This window comes from Arthrobacter sp. UYEF20 (assembly GCF_040546335.1).
In the GTDB taxonomy this organism is placed as follows: domain Bacteria; phylum Actinomycetota; class Actinomycetes; order Actinomycetales; family Micrococcaceae; genus Arthrobacter.
The window spans coordinates 170999-187628 of the sequence record NZ_JBEPNP010000004.1 but is presented as its reverse complement, the minus strand read 5'-3'; the positions used below and the strand labels follow the sequence as shown (position 1 = coordinate 187628).

26 protein-coding genes are annotated in these 16630 nt (G+C 61.8%); 1 reads left to right on the top strand and 25 read right to left on the bottom strand.

The features are described from left to right. Window positions 1-46: 46 nt before the first annotated feature. The 23 genes from map to rpsJ all read right to left on the bottom strand — a co-directional run bounded on the left by map (window position 47) and on the right by rpsJ (window position 13059). Window positions 47-874, bottom strand: a complete 828-nt coding sequence (gene map / locus ABIB26_RS06720) for a type I methionyl aminopeptidase (RefSeq protein ID WP_354240741.1) — start codon at window positions 872-874, stop codon at window positions 47-49. A 125-nt stretch (window positions 875-999) separates the two neighbouring features. Continuing rightward, window positions 1000-1569: an adenylate kinase gene (locus tag ABIB26_RS06715; protein WP_354240943.1), complete on the bottom strand. Its 570-nt coding sequence runs from the start codon at window positions 1567-1569 to the stop codon at window positions 1000-1002. Window positions 1570-1574: 5 nt separating this feature from the next. Continuing rightward, complete coding sequence (gene secY / locus ABIB26_RS06710) at window positions 1575-2885, bottom strand: preprotein translocase subunit SecY (protein ID WP_354240739.1); 1311 nt, start codon at window positions 2883-2885, stop codon at window positions 1575-1577. Between the two features lie 185 nt (window positions 2886-3070). After that, window positions 3071-3565: a 50S ribosomal protein L15 gene (gene rplO / locus ABIB26_RS06705; RefSeq protein ID WP_354240737.1), complete on the bottom strand. Its 495-nt coding sequence runs from the start codon at window positions 3563-3565 to the stop codon at window positions 3071-3073. Beyond that, window positions 3566-3772 carry a 50S ribosomal protein L30 gene (rpmD, locus tag ABIB26_RS06700; RefSeq protein ID WP_354240735.1) on the bottom strand — a complete coding sequence of 69 codons (207 nt, stop codon included), beginning with the start codon at window positions 3770-3772 and terminating at the stop codon, window positions 3566-3568. A 3-nt stretch (window positions 3773-3775) separates the two neighbouring features. Continuing rightward, window positions 3776-4459, bottom strand: coding sequence for a 30S ribosomal protein S5 (gene rpsE / locus ABIB26_RS06695; RefSeq protein WP_301226746.1), 684 nt, complete (start codon window positions 4457-4459; stop codon window positions 3776-3778). Window positions 4460-4485: 26 nt separating this feature from the next. Continuing rightward, window positions 4486-4869 carry a 50S ribosomal protein L18 gene (gene rplR, locus ABIB26_RS06690; protein ID WP_136321881.1) on the bottom strand — a complete coding sequence of 128 codons (384 nt, stop codon included), beginning with the start codon at window positions 4867-4869 and terminating at the stop codon, window positions 4486-4488. A gap of 2 nt (window positions 4870-4871) precedes the next feature. Further along, window positions 4872-5408, bottom strand: coding sequence for a 50S ribosomal protein L6 (gene rplF, locus ABIB26_RS06685; protein WP_120951143.1), 537 nt, complete (start codon window positions 5406-5408; stop codon window positions 4872-4874). 18 nt (window positions 5409-5426) lie between these two features. Beyond that, window positions 5427-5825, bottom strand: a complete 399-nt coding sequence (rpsH, locus tag ABIB26_RS06680; protein WP_056425243.1) for a 30S ribosomal protein S8 — start codon at window positions 5823-5825, stop codon at window positions 5427-5429. 96 nt (window positions 5826-5921) lie between these two features. Further along, window positions 5922-6503 carry a 50S ribosomal protein L5 gene (gene rplE, locus ABIB26_RS06675; protein ID WP_354240732.1) on the bottom strand — a complete coding sequence of 194 codons (582 nt, stop codon included), beginning with the start codon at window positions 6501-6503 and terminating at the stop codon, window positions 5922-5924. After that, window positions 6503-6862: a 50S ribosomal protein L24 gene (gene rplX / locus ABIB26_RS06670; protein ID WP_354240730.1), complete on the bottom strand. Its 360-nt coding sequence runs from the start codon at window positions 6860-6862 to the stop codon at window positions 6503-6505. The genes rplE and rplX overlap by 1 nt, the downstream gene beginning before the upstream one ends. Window positions 6863-6865: 3 nt before the next feature. Continuing rightward, complete coding sequence (gene rplN, locus ABIB26_RS06665; protein ID WP_123257074.1) at window positions 6866-7234, bottom strand: 50S ribosomal protein L14; 369 nt, start codon at window positions 7232-7234, stop codon at window positions 6866-6868. Between the two features lie 439 nt (window positions 7235-7673). Continuing rightward, the gene (rpsQ, locus tag ABIB26_RS06660; RefSeq protein WP_354240728.1) at window positions 7674-7982 is read right to left on the bottom strand and encodes a 30S ribosomal protein S17; all 309 of its coding nucleotides are present in this window, start codon (window positions 7980-7982) and stop codon (window positions 7674-7676) included. After that, a complete protein-coding gene (gene rpmC, locus ABIB26_RS06655; RefSeq protein WP_354240727.1) occupies window positions 7979-8314 on the bottom strand; it encodes a 50S ribosomal protein L29 in 336 nt (111 codons plus the stop codon). Before rpmC ends, rpsQ begins: the two co-directional genes overlap by 4 nt. 2 nt (window positions 8315-8316) lie before the next feature. Then, window positions 8317-8733: a 50S ribosomal protein L16 gene (rplP, locus tag ABIB26_RS06650; RefSeq protein ID WP_123257072.1), complete on the bottom strand. Its 417-nt coding sequence runs from the start codon at window positions 8731-8733 to the stop codon at window positions 8317-8319. Next, on the bottom strand, window positions 8734-9585 hold the full coding sequence (gene rpsC, locus ABIB26_RS06645; protein WP_354240726.1) for a 30S ribosomal protein S3: 852 nt from the start codon (window positions 9583-9585) through the stop codon (window positions 8734-8736). It abuts the gene before it with no gap. Beyond that, entirely contained in the window at window positions 9586-9951 is a 366-nt protein-coding gene (rplV, locus tag ABIB26_RS06640) for a 50S ribosomal protein L22 (RefSeq protein WP_069949298.1), read from the bottom strand. A gap of 38 nt (window positions 9952-9989) precedes the next feature. Then, complete coding sequence (gene rpsS, locus ABIB26_RS06635) at window positions 9990-10271, bottom strand: 30S ribosomal protein S19 (protein WP_120951155.1); 282 nt, start codon at window positions 10269-10271, stop codon at window positions 9990-9992. A 12-nt stretch (window positions 10272-10283) separates the two neighbouring features. Next, complete coding sequence (gene rplB / locus ABIB26_RS06630; protein WP_211876677.1) at window positions 10284-11123, bottom strand: 50S ribosomal protein L2; 840 nt, start codon at window positions 11121-11123, stop codon at window positions 10284-10286. A 29-nt stretch (window positions 11124-11152) separates the two neighbouring features. Continuing rightward, on the bottom strand, window positions 11153-11458 hold the full coding sequence (gene rplW / locus ABIB26_RS06625; RefSeq protein ID WP_024366132.1) for a 50S ribosomal protein L23: 306 nt from the start codon (window positions 11456-11458) through the stop codon (window positions 11153-11155). Further along, a complete protein-coding gene (gene rplD / locus ABIB26_RS06620; RefSeq protein WP_354240725.1) occupies window positions 11455-12078 on the bottom strand; it encodes a 50S ribosomal protein L4 in 624 nt (207 codons plus the stop codon). The genes rplW and rplD overlap by 4 nt, the downstream gene beginning before the upstream one ends. 4 nt (window positions 12079-12082) lie before the next feature. Then, complete coding sequence (gene rplC, locus ABIB26_RS06615; RefSeq protein ID WP_003803812.1) at window positions 12083-12733, bottom strand: 50S ribosomal protein L3; 651 nt, start codon at window positions 12731-12733, stop codon at window positions 12083-12085. A gap of 17 nt (window positions 12734-12750) precedes the next feature. After that, the gene (gene rpsJ, locus ABIB26_RS06610) at window positions 12751-13059 is read right to left on the bottom strand and encodes a 30S ribosomal protein S10 (protein WP_024366135.1); all 309 of its coding nucleotides are present in this window, start codon (window positions 13057-13059) and stop codon (window positions 12751-12753) included. Window positions 13060-13499: 440 nt separating this feature from the next. Between rpsJ and ABIB26_RS06605 the strand changes: the two genes are divergently transcribed. Further along, a complete protein-coding gene (locus ABIB26_RS06605) occupies window positions 13500-14927 on the top strand; it encodes a GH1 family beta-glucosidase (protein WP_354240724.1) in 1428 nt (475 codons plus the stop codon). Between the two features lie 35 nt (window positions 14928-14962). Here the strand turns inward: ABIB26_RS06605 and ABIB26_RS06600 are convergent, their stop codons facing one another. Continuing rightward, window positions 14963-15088 (bottom strand): hypothetical protein, encoded by a 126-nt coding sequence (locus ABIB26_RS06600; protein WP_354240723.1) that lies wholly within the window; start codon window positions 15086-15088, stop codon window positions 14963-14965. A gap of 191 nt (window positions 15089-15279) precedes the next feature. Then, on the bottom strand, window positions 15280-16470 hold the full coding sequence (gene tuf / locus ABIB26_RS06595; protein ID WP_069949303.1) for an elongation factor Tu: 1191 nt from the start codon (window positions 16468-16470) through the stop codon (window positions 15280-15282). Window positions 16471-16630: the final 160 nt, after the last annotated feature.

The following is a 16630-nucleotide window of genomic DNA, read 5'->3' as shown; positions in this document are numbered from 1 at the left end:
TTGAAACGACAACAACTGCTAGCCAGTTGGGCTGGCTGGCGCGCCGTCAGGGAACCGGGACCGGCACGACGCCGAGGGGCGCCAGCCGCGCGGCTCCCCCGTCCGGAGCCGAGAGTACCCAGATGCCCTTCTCGTGGACCGCCACGGAGTGCTCCCACTGGCACGACCGTTTGCCGTCGGTGGTGACCACGGTCCAGTCATCAGCCAGGACGGCCGTGTCGATGCTTCCGCGCACCAGCATGGGTTCGATCGCGAGGCACAAGCCGGGCCGGATCTTCGGTCCGCGCTGGCTGGTCCGGTAGTTCGGCACGTCCGGGGCCATGTGCATCTCCGAGCCGATCCCGTGGCCCACATAGTCCTCCAGGATCCCCAGCGGCTTCCCCGGGACGGAGGAGACATAGTCATCCACGGCGCAGCCGATGTCGCCGATGAACTTGCCGGTGGCGAGGGCGGCTATGCCGTGCCACATCGCCGCTTCCGTAACGTCGGAGAGCCGCTGGTCTTCCGGATCGGCGGTCCCGACGATCACAGTCCGGGCCGAGTCGGAGTGCCAGCCGTCCAGGATGGCGCCGCCGTCAATCGAGATGATGTCACCGTCTCGCAACACCCGGTCCCCCGGTATGCCGTGCACCACTTCCTCGTTGACCGAAGTGCAGATGGTGGCCGGAAAGCCGTGGTAGCCGAGGAAGTTGGACGTGGCCCCGGCATCCTGGAGGACGGCAGCGAACACGGCGTCGAGGTCCCGGGTGGTCTTTCCGGGCGCGGCTGCCGCCACCGCGGCATCGAGGGCACGGCTGAGCACCAGCCCGGACTCGTGCATGGTGCGCATCTGGGCGTTGGTCTTGTATTCGATGCGGGGCTGGCCGAAGGCCATCTGCAGCTCCCTTTCAGTGGACTTTCAGTGGGGCCGCGCTGCTTGCCGGCTGGGGCTGCGCGCGGCCAAATGGCTGAGGCCCCTCCCGGGGGTCCGGGAGGGGCCTCAAAGGTCGAATGCCTCGCTCAGGCCGACTGGGCCTCTTTGATGGCCTGCATGACGCGGTCGGTGACCTCGTCCATGCCGCCGATGCCGTCGACCCGGGTCAGGATGCCGCGGTCGGCGTACTTGGCGACCACGGCTTCCGTCTGGCCGTGGTACAGGTCGAGGCGGTGGCGGATGACGGCCTCGTTGTCATCGCTGCGGCCGGTTTCCTTGGCACGGCCCAGGAGGCGGGCGACGAGTTCCTCGTCATCGGCCGTGAGCTGCAGGACGACGTCGAGCTTCTGGTCGCCGTCGGCCAGGATCGCGTCGAGGTAGTCCACCTGCGCGGTGGTGCGGGGGTAGCCGTCCAGCAGAAAGCCGTTTTCGACGTCGTCCTCGCTGAGGCGGTCGCGGACCATCTTGTTCGTCACGCTGTCCGGAACGAAGTCGCCCGCGTCCATGTACTTCTTGGCTTCGAGGCCCAACGGCGTCTCACCTTTGACGTTGGCACGGAAGATGTCGCCGGTGGAGATCGCAACGACGCCGAGGCGCTCCGAAATGCGTTCCGCCTGCGTTCCCTTGCCGGATCCGGGAGGTCCGATAATCAACATTCTCGTCATCGCAAAAGCCCTTCGTAGTGACGCTGCTGTAGCTGCGCGTCAATCTGCTTGACGGTCTCCAAACCTACGCCGACCATGATCAGGATCGAGGTGCCACCGAACGGGAAGTTCTGGTTGGCATTGATCAGCACCAGTGCGACCAGCGGGATCAGTGCCACAAAGCCCAGGTACATGGCACCGGGGAGGGTGATCCTGGAAAGCACATACTGCAGGTAGTCCGCGGTCGGCTTACCGGCACGGATACCCGGAATGAAGCCGCCGTACTTCTTCATGTTGTCAGAAACTTCTTCAGGGTTGAAAGTGATCGAAACATAGAAGTAAGTAAAGAACACAATCATGGCGAAGTAGAGCGCCATGTAGATCGGGTGGTCGCCGCGGGTCAGGTTGTTGTTGATCCACTCAACCCAGGGCGCGATCGACTCGCCGGGCTTCGGCTGGTTGAACTGGGAGATCAGGCCCGGCAGGTACAGCATGGAGGAGGCGAAGATGACCGGAATGACGCCGGCCATATTGACCTTGATGGGGATGTAGGTGCTGGTGCCGCCCACCGTGCGGCGGCCGATCATACGCTTGGCGTACTGCACCGGGATGCGGCGCTGGGACTGCTCCACGAAGACCACGAGGGCCACGGTGAGCAGGCCGATCACAAGGACCATAAAGAAGGTGCCGGGACCCTGCGAGGTCCAGATGGCGCCGAGCGATCCCGGGAATCCTGCGGCGATGGCGGTGAAGATGAGCAGCGACATGCCGTTGCCCACGCCCTTCTCCGTCACGAGCTCGCCCATCCACATGATCAGGCCGGTGCCGGCCGTCAGCGTGATGATGATCAGGATCGTGGTGATGATGGAAGTGTCAGGGATGATCGGCAGCTGGCAGTTCGGCAGCAACTGCCCGGAACGGGCCAACGACACCAGCGTGGTGGCGTTCAGGAGGCCCAGTGCGATCGTGAGGTAGCGCGTGTACTGCGTCAGCTTTGACTGACCGGAAGCGCCTTCCTCATAGAGGATCTGGAACCGGGGAATGACCACCCGGAGCAGCTGCACGATGATGCTCGCCGTGATGTACGGCATGATCCCGAGGGCGAAGATCGAGACCTGCAGCAACGCACCGCCGCTGAACAGGTTGACGAGCTGGTAGATACCGCCTGAGGTCTGACCGTTCTGCAAGCATTGCTGGACATTCTGGTAGTTCACACCAGGCGAGGGGATTTTGGCACCCAAGCGGAAGATTGTGATGATTGCCAGCGTGAACAACAACTTGCGTCGCAGATCAGGCGTGCGAAAGGCCCGGCCAAATGCGCTAAGCAAGCGTCCTCCTGATGAATAAGTAAAGTCGTGTGAGACAGGTCAAATGAAGCCAACAACCGAGTCTAACGGGTGGATGCGCCCTGCGGGCAATCGGCAGGGCCCGAAAATCAAAAAAACTCCCGGCCCCGGGGCCTAGGCCCCTGGTACCGGGAGTTTCAACAACGGGCAGTTGCCCCGCCGCCTCGTTAGAGGGCGGTGGTGGTTCCGCCTGCTGCTTCAATCTTTTCTGCGGCACTGGCCGAGAATTTGTGGACGGTGACGTCAACCTTGACGGTGATGTCGCCGGTGCCCAGCACCTTGACGGGCTGGTTCTTGCGAACGGCACCCTTTTCGACAAGGTTCTCCACGGTGACTGCGCCACCTTCCGGGAACAGCTCGTTGAGCTTGTCCAGGTTTACAACCTGGTACTCAACCCGGAATGGGTTCTTGAAGCCGCGCAGCTTCGGCAGGCGCATGTGCAGCGGCAGTTGGCCGCCGGCAAAGCCAGCCTTGATCTGGTAACGGGCCTTCGTGCCCTTGGTACCGCGACCGGCGGTCTTACCCTTGGAACCTTCACCACGACCAACACGGGTCTTGGCGGTCTTGGCACCCGGGGCGGGACGCAGGTGGTGAACCTTCAGTGCGTTCTGCTTCTCAGCAGCGGCGCCCTGTGCCTTTTCGGCGGTGTTCTTCTCTGCCATTTACTTCGCCTCCTCTACCTTTGTCAGGTGCGGAACCGTGTTGAGCATTCCGACGGTCACGGCGTCGGCGGTGCGGACAACGGTGTGCCCGATCCGCTTCAGGCCGAGGGACCGCAGGGTGTCGCGCTGGTTCTGCTTGCCGCCAATGGCGGACTTGATCTGAGTGATCTCCAACTGCGCGTCGGAGACAAGCACGTTCTTAGCCATAACTCAGACACCTGCCTTCTGGTTCAAAAGCGCCTTCACCATTGCCGGCGGGGCGATCTCGTCGAGCGGGAGGCCGCGGCGTGCTGCCACTGCTGCCGGCTCTTCGAGGCGCTTCAGCGCGTCAACGGTCGCGTGAACGATGTTGATGGCGTTGGAGGAACCGAGCGACTTGGAGAGGATGTCGTGGATGCCCACGCACTCCAGGACTGCACGGACCGGACCGCCGGCAATAACACCGGTACCGGCGGAAGCCGGACGCAGCATGACGACGCCTGCGGCGGCTTCACCCTGGACACGGTGCGGGATGGTGCTGCCGATGCGGGGAACGCGGAAGAAGGACTTCTTGGCCTCTTCGACGCCCTTCGCGATGGCGGCAGGAACTTCCTTGGCCTTGCCGTAGCCGACGCCGACCATACCGTTGCCGTCACCGACGACGACGAGGGCGGTGAAGCTGAAGCGACGACCACCCTTGACGACCTTGGAAACACGGTTGATGGTTACGACGCGCTCTACGAACTGGCTCTTTTCGGCTTCGCGGCCGCCATCGCGGCCACCACGGCCACCACGGTCGCCACGGCCCTGGCCGCGGTCGCCGCGCTCGCCACGACGAGCAGCGCCACCACGGGCGCCGTCGGTGGTAGCAGGCGCAGCGGTCTCAGTCGCCGGAGCAGCTACAGCTTCAGTCACCTGAATGTCCTTTTCGTTATTTTCGGTCACAGTGACAGCCCACCTTCACGGGCGCCGTCAGCGACGGCGGCGATCCGGCCGTGGTACTTGTTACCACCGCGGTCGAAGACAACTGCTTCGATACCGGCAGCCTTGGCACGCCCGGCAACCAGTTCGCCAACGCGCTTGGCCTTGGCGGTCTTGTCACCGTCGAAGGCACGAAGGTCGGCTTCCAAGGTGGAGGCGCTCGCTACAGTCAGGCCCTTGGTGTCATCGACAACCTGGACGAAGATGTGGCGTGCGGAACGGTTGACGACCAGACGAGGACGTACAGCCGTTCCGGAGATGCGCTTGCGGATACGAAGCTGGCGGCGGCTGCGCTGGGCAGACTTGCTCTTGTTCGTACGCTTCTTGTTAATTGCGATCGCCATGGTTACTTACCAGCCTTTCCGACCTTGCGGCGGATGACTTCGCCTGCGTAACGGATGCCCTTGCCCTTGTAGGGGTCCGGCTTCCGCAGCTTGCGAATGTTGGCAGCAACCTCGCCGACCTGCTGCTTGGAGATACCTGAAACAGAGAGCTTGGTCGGGGTCTCAACTGCAAAGGTGATGCCGTTCGGTGCCGAGACGTTGACCGGGTGGCTGTAGCCGAGAGCGAACTCCAGGTCAGAACCCTTAGCCTGAACGCGGTAACCGGTACCGACGATTTCAAGCTTCTTCTCGTAGCCTGCGGTGACACCCTGGATCATGTTCGCGATCAGGGTGCGGGTCAGGCCGTGCAGCGAACGTGAGGCGCGCTCGTCGTTCGGGCGGGCGACAGTCAGGGTGCCTTCTTCCAGGGATACCTCGATCGGGCTGGGCACAGTGTGGCTCAGCTCGCCTTTGGAACCCTTGACGCTGACGACAGAGCCGTCAACCTTGACCTCAACGCCGGCAGGAACGGTGATGGGGAGACGTCCAATACGTGACATTATTCTCTTCCTTTCCCGTTACCAGACGTAAGCGAGGACTTCGCCGCCCACGCCCTTCTTGCCGGCCTGCTTGTCAGTCAAGAGGCCGGAAGAGGTGGACAGGATTGCGACACCCAGGCCACCGAGCACGTGCGGCAGGTTGGTGGACTTTGCGTAAACGCGCAGTCCCGGCTTGGAAATACGACGAACACCAGCGATTGAACGCTCGCGGTTCGGACCGAACTTGAGCTCGAGAGTCAGCTTCTTGCCGACTTCAGCGTCTTCTTCTTTCCAGGAGGCGATGTAACCTTCAGCCTTCAGGATGTCGGCAACGCGTGCCTTGAGCTTGCTGTACGGCATAGACACGGAATCGTGGTATGCCGAGTTTGCGTTGCGCAGACGCGTAAGCATGTCTGCGACGGGATCTGTCATTGTCATGGTGGGCTCTTGCCCTTCCTCATAACGGTTTCCGCCGTGCTGCTTGTCCCGAAAATAATTCGGGCTCAGCGCGGACGGACCTTTTACGTAGCTAGATTAATCTTCGGTCTTGAACGGGAAGCCAAGCGCCTTGAGCAGCGCGCGGCCTTCGTCGTCGGTCTTGGCAGTGGTCACGACAGTGATGTCCATGCCGCGTACGCGGTCGATGGAATCCTGGTCGATCTCGTGGAACATAACCTGCTCGGTCAGACCGAAGGTGTAGTTGCCGTTGCCGTCGAACTGCTTGCCGCTGAGGCCACGGAAGTCACGGATACGCGGCAGAGCCAGCGTGACCAGACGGTCCAGGAATTCCCACATGCGGTCCCCACGCAGAGTTGCGTGTGCACCGATCGGCATGCCTTCGCGCAGCTTGAACTGTGCGATCGACTTGCGGGCCTTGGTTACCTGCGGCTTCTGGCCGGTGATCAGGGTCAGATCGCGGACAGCGCCGTCGATCAGTTTGGAGTCCTTGGCGGCATCTCCAACACCCATGTTCACAACGACCTTCACCAGGCGGGGAACCTGGTTGACGTTCTGGTACTTGAATTCCTCAACGAGCGAGCCCTTGATGGAATCCGCGTACTTGGTCTTCAGACGAGGAACGATCTTGCTTGCCGGAGTCTCGAGAGTCTCAGTCATTAGATGTCCTTCCCTGAGCTCTTGGCCACGCGGACACGCACTTCGCGCTTCACGCCATCGCGCTCAACGGTCTCGGTGCGGAAACCGACGCGGGTGGGCTTCTTGGTGGACGGGTCAACCAGAGCCACGTTGGAGATGTGGATCGTAGCCTCAACGACCTCGATGCCGCCGGTCTTGGTGCCGCGCTGCGACTGACCGACCTTGGTGTGCTTGGTTACGCGGTTAATGCCTTCGACCAGCAAGCGGTTGGTCTCCGGGAAAACGCGCAGAACCTTGCCCTGCTTGCCACGGTCGCCGCCGCGCTCAGCCTTGGCGCCAGTGATGACCTGAACCAGGTCACCCTTTTTGATTTTAGCCATGGACTAAAGCACCTCCGGAGCCAGAGAAACGATCTTCATGAACTTCTTGTCACGAAGTTCACGACCAACCGGTCCGAAGATACGGGTACCGCGGGGGTCACCGTCAGCCTTCAGGATCACAGCTGCGTTCTCGTCAAACTTGATATAGGAACCATCCGCACGGCGGCGTTCCTTCTTGGTACGGACGATGACAGCCTTGACGACGTCGCCCTTCTTTACGTTGCCGCCCGGAATTGCGTCCTTGACGGTAGCGACGATAACGTCGCCAATGCCTGCGTAGCGACGGCCAGATCCACCGAGAACGCGAATGGTAAGAATTTCCTTAGCACCCGTGTTGTCGGCGATCTTGAGTCGCGACTCCTGCTGAATCACTATTTACTCCTTGCGTCGCGCTGGTTCTCAGACCGAAAATCTTCCTACGGAATGAGCCTTGCGGAACGGTTGATCGGGGTGTCTCTTGACCTGCCTGGATTTTGCCAGACCAGGCCTAAACGCCCGTGCCAAAAACATTTGCTTCCCAGGCGGTTCCGACGAGTCGGGGCGCGAGGGGGCACTATGCCGTGGCACGATTGTTTACGAGGTTTACTGACGGCGCACAAACGGCGCCATACAAACTCAAAATCCTAGCACGTTTTAGGCGCAGTCCCATATCACAGCCCCGGGACGACGGCGGTGCCGGCCGGCCGCCGTCGGGCGTGGGCTTTGCGGTCAGCCCGAAGTCTTCTGGCTCCGCCAGGAACGCAGAAACCCCCGCTCCCAGAAGGGAACGGGGGACTCTGGACAGCATCCGCTTACAGCGGGGCCGCAGGTGTTACTTGGCCTTCTCGAGGATCTCCACCAGACGCCACCGCTTGGTAGCGGAGAGCGGGCGGGTCTCGGCGAGGAGAACGAGGTCGCCGATGCCGGCGCTGTTCTCTTCGTCGTGAGCCTTGATCTTCGTGTTGCGGCGCAGGACCTTGCCGTAGAGGGCGTGCTTCACACGGTCCTCGACCTGGACAACGATGGTCTTTTCCATCTTGTCCGAGACCACGTAGCCGCGCTTCGTCTTACGGTCACCGCGCTCGTCAGCCGTAGCTGCGCCGGAAACAGATTCCGTCACGTTCTCGTCCTTTTCACTCACTTGGCGTCCTCCTCAGTCTCAGCCTCGGCCGGCTTTTCAGCCTTCTCAGCCTTGGCTGCGGACTTCTTGGACTTCTTTTCTTCCTTGGCTTCCACAACCGGTGCGGCAACCTCGGCACGAATGCCCAGCTCGCGCTCACGGAGAACGGTGTAGATGCGTGCGATGTCCTTCTTTACCGCGCGCAGGCGACCGTGGTTCTCCAGCTGGCCGGTGGCGGACTGGAAACGCAGGTTGAACAGCTCTTCCTTGGCCTTGCGGAGTTCTTCAACGAGTCGCTCGTTGTCGAAACCGTCCAGCTGTGCGGATGCCAGTTCCTTGGATCCTATTGCCATTTCTATTCACCACCTTCGCGACGCAGAATGCGTGCCTTCAACGGGAGCTTGTGGATTGCCAGGCGCAGGGCCTCGCGAGCTACCGATTCCTCGACGCCGGAGATCTCAAAGAGAACCCGGCCCGGCTTGACGTTGGATACCCACCATTCCGGAGAACCCTTACCGGAACCCATGCGGGTTTCAGCAGGCTTCTTCGTCAGCGGACGGTCCGGGTAGATGTTGATCCAGACCTTGCCGCCACGCTTGATGTGGCGGGTCATCGCAATACGGGCAGATTCGATCTGACGGTTCGTGACGTATGCCGGGCTCAGAGCCTGGATACCCCACTCACCGAAGGAGACCTTGGTGCCGCCCGTAGCAGCGCCGGAACGGCCCGGGTGGTGCTGCTTACGGTGCTTGACTCGACGTGGGATAAGCATTTAAGCCTGTCCTCCTTCTACTGACTGCGCCGTGCCTGCGGCAGCGGCTTCAACAGCCGGAGCTTCGGCAGCAGCGGGTGCAGCCTCGGCCGGGCGGTCGGTGCGACGACGGCGGTCACCACGGTCAGCGCCGGCGCCACCGGGGCGGCCCGGGCGGTCGCTGGCACCACGGCCGCGGGACGGAGCAGCAGCTTGCTGCTGCGCCAGTTCCTTGGCGGTGACATCACCCTTGTAGATCCAGACCTTCACGCCGATGCGGCCGAAGGTGGTCTTGGCCTCGTAGAAGCCGTAGTCGATGTTCGCGCGGAGGGTGTGCAGGGGCACACGGCCTTCGCGGTAGAACTCCGAGCGGGACATTTCTGCGCCGCCCAGTCGACCCGAGCAAGCGATCCGGATGCCCTTGGCCCCGGCACGCTGTGCGGACTGCATGGCCTTCTTCATCGCACGGCGGAAAGCCACGCGGGAAGTCAGCTGCTCAGCAACGCCCTGGGCAACAAGCTGGGCTTCCATCTCGGGGTTCTTGACCTCGAGGATGTTCAGCTGCACCTGCTTGCCGGTGAGCTTTTCGAGCTCGCCGCGGATGCGGTCTGCTTCTGCACCGCGGCGGCCGATCACGATGCCCGGACGTGCCGTGTGGATATCCACACGGACACGGTCGCGGGTGCGCTCGATTTCAACCTTGGCGATACCGGCGCGCTCCATGCCCGTGGACATGAGCTGGCGGATACGGATGTCTTCGCGGACGAAGTCCTTGTACCGCTGGCCGGCCTTGGTGCTGTCGGCAAACCAGTGCGATACGTGATCGGTGGTGATGCCGAGTCGGAACCCGTGCGGGTTAACTTTCTGTCCCACTTAGCGAGCCTCCTCTTTCTCCGGGGTAGCAACTACCACGGTGATGTGGCTCGTGCGCTTCTTGATCTGAAATGCACGACCCTGGGCTCGCGGCTGGAACCGCTTCATGGTCGGGCCTTCATCAACATACATTTCGCTGATGATGAGGTCACCTTCGTCAAACGCCACACCGTCGCGGTCCGCGAGGACCCGGGCGTTGGAGATTGCTGACTGTACTACCTTGAATACCGGCTCCGAAGCTGCCTGGGGGGCAAACTTCAGAATTGCCAGAGCCTCATTCGCTTGCTTACCACGAACAAGGTTGACGACGCGCCGGGCCTTCATAGGCGTTACGCGGATATGACGCGCAATTGCCTTGGCTTCCATTGCTTTCCTTCTCTCGTCTATGACGTAAGTGCAGGCGCCTAGCGGCGCTTGCCCTTACGGTCGTCCTTGACATGGCCGCGGAATGTCCGCGTTTGAGCGAATTCGCCGAGCTTGTGCCCGACCATTGACTCGGTGACAAACACCGGGATGTGCTTGCGTCCGTCGTGCACGGCGATCGTGTGGCCGAGCATGTCGGGGACGATCATCGAGCGGCGGGACCAGGTCTTGATGACGTTCTTGGTGCCCTTTTCGTTTTCCCTGGCTACCTTTACAAAGAGGTGCTGGTCAACGAAAGGACCTTTTTTCAGGCTGCGTGGCATGTGTCCAGGCTCCTATCGCTTGTTCTTGCCAGTACGACGGCGACGAACAATAAGCTTGTCGCTCTCTTTGTTGGGACGGCGGGTGCGGCCTTCGCGCTTACCGTTCGGGTTGACGGGGTGACGTCCACCGGACGTCTTACCCTCGCCACCACCGTGGGGGTGGTCGACCGGGTTCATCGCGACACCACGGACGGTCGGGCGGACGCCCTTCCAGCGCATGCGGCCGGCCTTGCCCCAGTTGATGTTCGACTGCTCGGCGTTGCCGACCTCGCCGACGGTTGCTCGGCAGCGCACGTCAACGTTGCGGATTTCGCCGGAAGGCAGACGCAGCTGGGCGAAACGGCCTTCCTTTGCCACGAGCTGGATCGATGCGCCGGCGGAGCGGCCCATCTTGGCGCCGCCACCCGGACGCAGTTCGACTGCGTGGATTACGGTACCGACCGGGATGTTGCGCAGCGGAAGGTTGTTGCCGGGCTTGATGTCAGCGTCGGCACCTGCCTCTACCGTGTCACCCTGGGCCAGCTTGTTCGGGGCAATGATGTACCGCTTGGTGCCATCAATGTAGTGCAGGAGGGCGATGCGAGCCGTACGGTTCGGATCGTACTCAATTTCGGCAACGCGGGCGTTGACGCCGTCTTTGTCGTGGCGACGGAAGTCGATCAGACGGTACTGGCGCTTGTGGCCACCACCCTTGTGACGGGTCGTGATCTTACCGGTGTTGTTACGTCCACCCTTTTTCGGGAGGGGACGAACCAACGACTTTTCCGGCGTCGACCGCGTGATTTCAGTGAAGTCCGCTACGCTCGAGCCGCGACGGCCCGGGGTAGTCGGCTTATATTTACGGATTCCCATAATTTATTTCCTCGTTAAAGTGGTCTCCGCTACGAGAGCGGACCGCCGAAGATGTCGATAGTGCCTTCTTTGAGGCTCACAATTGCACGCTTGGTGTTCTTGCGGGTACCCCATCCGAATTTGGTGCGCTTGCGCTTACCGGCACGGTTGATGGTGTTGATCGAGTCGACCTTGACGGAGAAAATCTTCTCCACGGCCAGCTTGATCTCGGTCTTGTTCGAGCGGGGGTCCACCAGGAAGGTGTACTTGCCCTCATCGATCAGGCCGTAGCTCTTTTCCGAGACGACCGGTGCAAGCACGACGTCGCGCGGGTCTTTGATGGTGGCTGCACTCACTTGGCATCCTCCTCGTTCTTTGCCACTGCCCGGTCAGCAACGAATGCTTCGTAGGCAGCCTTGGTGAAGACGACGTCATCCGAAACGAGTACGTCGTAGGTGTTCAGCTGGTCTGCGTACAGAACGTGAACATCCGTGAGGTTGCGCACGGAGAGTGCAGCAACATCGTTGGCGCGCTCGATGACGACGAGCAGGTTCTTGCGCTCGGAGACACCTCGCAGAGTTGCCAGCGCGGCGCTGGAGGACGGCTTGGTGCCGGCGACCAGTTCAGCAATAACGTGGATGCGGCCGTTGCGTGCGCGGTCAGAGAGAGCGCCGCGCAGTGCAGCAGCAATCATCTTCTTGGGGGTGCGCTGGCTGTAGTCACGCGGCGTGGGGCCGTGGACAACGCCACCACCGGTCATGTGAGGAGCACGGATTGAACCCTGACGGGCGCGGCCGGTGCCCTTCTGCTTGAACGGCTTGCGACCTGCACCGGAAACCTCGGCGCGGGTCTTGGTCTTGTGGGTACCCTGGCGAGCAGCAGCGAGCTGGGCGACGACGACCTGGTGCAGCAGCGGCACGTTGGTCTGTACGTCGAAGATCTCTGCAGGCAGGTCAACCTTGACAGTGCTAGTCATTGAACTAGGCTCCCTTCACGGCGGTGCGTACGAGTACGACCTGGCCGCGGGCGCCGGGAACGGCGCCCTTGATCAGGAGCAGCGACTTCTCGACGTCAACCGCGTGGACCGTGAGGTTCAGCGTGGTGTGACGAACGGCGCCCATGCGGCCGGCCATTTTCATGCCCTTGAAGACGCGGCTCGGGGTGGATGCGCCACCGATAGAACCGGGCTTACGGTGGTTCTTGTGGGCACCGTGGGAAGCTCCAACGCCGTGGAAGCCGTGACGCTTCATAACACCGGCGAAGCCCTTACCCTTGGTGGTGCCAACGACGTCGATCTTCTGGCCGGCTTCGAAGAGCTCAACGGAGAGCTCCTGGCCCAGCTCGTAAGAGTCAGCATCTGCAGTGCGCAGCTCTACGACGTGGCGGCGAGGCGTGACGCCTGCCTTTTCAAAGTGACCAGCCAGCGGCTTGGTGACCTTGCGGGGATCGATCTGGCCGTAGCCGATCTGAACGGCGACATAGCCATCAGTCTCTGCATTGCGCAGCTGCGTGATGACGTTCGAGTCAGCCTGGACCACAGTGACGGGGATGAGCTTGTTGTTCTCGTCCCAGACCTGGGTCATGCCGAGCTTCGTGCCCAGCAGGCCCTTTACGTTACGGGTTGCGGTCATAGTCTCTCAGCACCTCCCTACAGCTTGATTTCGATGTTCACGTCGGCCGGCAGGTCGAGACGCATCAGCGAATCAACAGCCTTGGGCGTGGGGTCGATGATGTCGATCAGACGCTTGTGAGTACGCATTTCGAAGTGCTCACGGCTGTCCTTGTACTTGTGCGGAGAGCGGATGACGCAGTAGATGTTCTTCTCCGTCGGCAGCGGCACAGGGCCAACCACCGTGGCGCCTGCGCGCGTGACCGTCTCAACGATCTTCCGTGCTGAAGAGTCAATGACCTCGTGGTCGTATGACTTCAGCCGGATGCGGATTTTTTGTCCCGCCATGTCGCCTGACTCTCTTTCAGTTAGTGCCGCTCCAGTTCGGGCTGCTCTGTTTACTTGCGTGTTGCATGTGGCTGCCGAAGCAATTGAAGTCGTAACTGCCACCCGCCGCACAACCTGAATCCGGAAGAATCCGGGTTCCTCAACCTGCCGGCGTAACCGACCCCCGCGGTCGGGCGTGTCGCGCTTTTGCACGCGTACTCGCCCGCAGTTCCATGGGGAGGGTTATGTTTGGTCTCCTACCTGGACCCTGACACCCGGCATTATCCGGATCGGGACGCGAAGGAGCGCTTGAACAACTCATCTAGTATGCCGGAAATAACGGACAGAAGCGAATCAGGGCCTGCACGAAGGCCCTCGGCGGCCCCCGGGCCGCTGCGGGAATCGCGCGGCGAAAGTGCCCGCTCATTGCCTTCAGCAACTATCGAATGGATGATAGAGGGATGACTGTGCAGGATTCTGTAGCAGTGCAGGCCCTTGCCGCGCGCCTGAGCCCCGGCTTCAAGCTCGGAGTGGCTTCCGCCGCCTTCCAGATCGAGGGCGCCCTCTCGGCAGGCGGCCGCGGCCCCTCCGGCTGGGACGCCTTCGCCGAGAAGCCCGGCAGCATCGTGGACGGGCATTCCCCCGCGGTGGCCTGCGACCACTACAACCGTGCGCCGGAAGACGTCGAGCTGATGCGTGACCTCGGCATCGACTCCTACCGTTTCTCCATCTCCTGGCCGCGGATCCAGCCGGATGGTACCGGTCCGTTCAACCCGGAGGGGCTCGATTTCTACGACCGGCTGATTGACCAGCTGCTCGCGGCGGGCATCTCCCCCATGGCCACCCTCTACCATTGGGACACGCCGCTCCCCCTGGAACACCGCGGCGGCTGGATGAACCGCTCGACGGCGGAACGCTTCGCCGAGTACAGCGCGGCGGCCGGCAAACGCTTCGGCGACCGCGTTGCCCAGTGGGTGACTCTCAACGAACCTGTCTCGGTGACCCTCAACGGCTATGCCTTGGGAACCCACGCGCCGGGGAAGGCCCTGATGTTCGACGCCGTCCCGTCAGTCCACCATCAGCTCCTGGCCCACGGTCTGGCCGTACAGGCCCTGCGTGCTGCAGGGGTCAAGGGTGCCGTGGGGGTTACGAACCTGCACTCCCCCGTCCGCCCGGCCAGCCGAAAGCCCCGGGACAGGATCGTGGCAAAGCTTTATGACCTGCTCATGAACAGGATCTACGCGGATCCGGTGTTACTGGGGCGCTATCCCTCCTTGCCCGTAGTGGCGCGTCCGTGGCTCCGTACACTCGGCAGGATTTCCGACGATGACCTGAGGACCATCCACCAGCCCCTGGACTTCTACGGCCTCAACTACTACTTCCCGGTCAAGGTCGCTTGGGGGCACGGAGCCATTGCCATCCCGGCGAATACCCACAAGGACGTTGCGCGGTTGCCCTTCCACGAGGTGGGCTACCCTGAAAATGGAACCACCGGATTCGGTTGGCCGGTGGCCCCCCATCACCTGGGGATTCTGCTGCGGGAACTCAAAGACCGGTACCAGGAGGCCCTGCCTCCGGTGTACATCACGGAAAGCGGCGCCAGCTTCCCGGAACCGGACCATGTCACGGGGCCCATCCCGGACACCCAGCGGATCAGCTACATTGCGGCCCACCTCAGCCAGGCCCTCGAAGCGACCGGCCCGGGCGGGATCGCCGAGGACGTTGAACTGCTGGGCTACTACGTGTGGACCCTGATGGACAACTTCGAGTGGGCGGCCGGCTACTCGCAGCGCTTCGGCCTGGTGCACGTCGATTTTGAGACCCTCAAGCGCACGCCCAAGGATTCGTACTACTGGTACCAGGCGCTCAGCCGGGCCCGGCAGGCCTGACGCGCCGGCAGCCGTGGGCCGCCGGACGCGCGGGGCTACTGGTTCTTATTCGCGCGGTTGATGCGCTTGGCACGCTCAATTTCCTTGCGGAAATGCTTTCTTGCCCAGAAGACACCTGCGACGACGGCCACCGCCAGCACGAGGAAAATTAGCCATTCCATGCCGGACTCCCTTCCATCTCGAACACGGCTGATCTTGCAACCGTAACAAGAAAATACAGCCAAGAATGAACCGGCATGGGCACAACGAAAAAAGAACAGCCCCGCTGCAATGCAGCGGGGCTGTTCCACACTTCACGGCGACCGTCTGGCGGCCAAACCGATCGGAGATCTAAACACAGATCAGCAAGTTGTTACTTGAGGATCTTGGTAACGCGTCCCGAACCAACGGTGCGGCCGCCTTCGCGGATAGCGAAGCCGAGGCCCTCTTCCATGGCGATGGGCTGGATGAGCGCAACGGTCATCTCAGTGTTGTCGCCAGGCATAACCATTTCCGTGCCTTCCGGCAGGGTGATAACGCCGGTTACGTCCGTGGTGCGGAAGTAGAACTGCGGGCGGTAGTTGGAGTAGAACGGGTTGTGACGCCCGCCTTCGTCCTTGGACAGGATGTAGACGTTGGCCTCGAAGTCGGTGTGCGGGGTAATGGAACCCGGCTTGACGACAACCTGGCCACGCTCTACGTCATCGCGCTTCAGGCCGCGGAGCAGGAGGCCACAGTTCTCGCCGGCCCATGCTTCGTCGAGCTGCTTGTGGAACATCTCGATACCGGTAACCGTGGTCTTCTGGACCGGGCGGATGCCGACGATCTCGACCTCCGAGTTGATGGCGAGGGTTCCACGCTCGGCGCGGCCCGTTACAACGGTGCCACGGCCGGTGATCGTGAAGACATCTTCGATCGGCATCAGGAACGGCTTGTCACGGTCACGTACCGGGTCCGGCACGGAGTTGTCGACAGCTTCCATGAGGTCCTCGACGGACTTGACCCACACCGGGTCGCCTTCGAGAGCCTTCAGACCGGAAACGCGAACAACCGGAGCCTCATCGCCATCGAAGCCCTGAGCCGAAAGCAGCTCGCGAACTTCCATTTCGACGAGGTCGAGGAGCTCTTCGTCATCGACCATGTCCGACTTGTTCAGCGCGACCAGCAGGTAGGGAACGCCAACCTGGCGGGCGAGCAGAACGTGCTCGCGGGTCTGAGCCATCGGGCCGTCAGTGGCGGCAACCACGAGGATTGCACCGTCCATCTGTGCAGCACCGGTGATCATGTTCTTGATGTAGTCAGCGTGACCCGGAGCGTCTACGTGTGCGTAGTGGCGCTTCTCGGTCTGGTACTCAACGTGGGAGATGTTGATGGTAATGCCGCGCTGACGCTCTTCGGGAGCAGAGTCAATAGACGCGAAGTCGCGCTGCTCGTTGAGAGTCGGGTACTTGTCGTACAGCACCTTGGAAATCGCGGCCGTCAACGTCGTCTTACCGTGGTCAACGTGACCAATGGTGCCGATGTTAACGTGCGGCTTAGTCCGCTCGAACTTTGCCTTTGCCACAGGTTCCTCCTAGAACGTTTTCAAATGACTTACCCTTCGACCGCGCTTGTCGCGGCAGAAACTCCGGTAAGTCTACTTGGGGGGCTTTGGATTGGTGAAATTGCAGATTCAGGAACTAATACTAGTCCCTCGAGCCTGTCGGTGCTGGTGGCCGGATCCG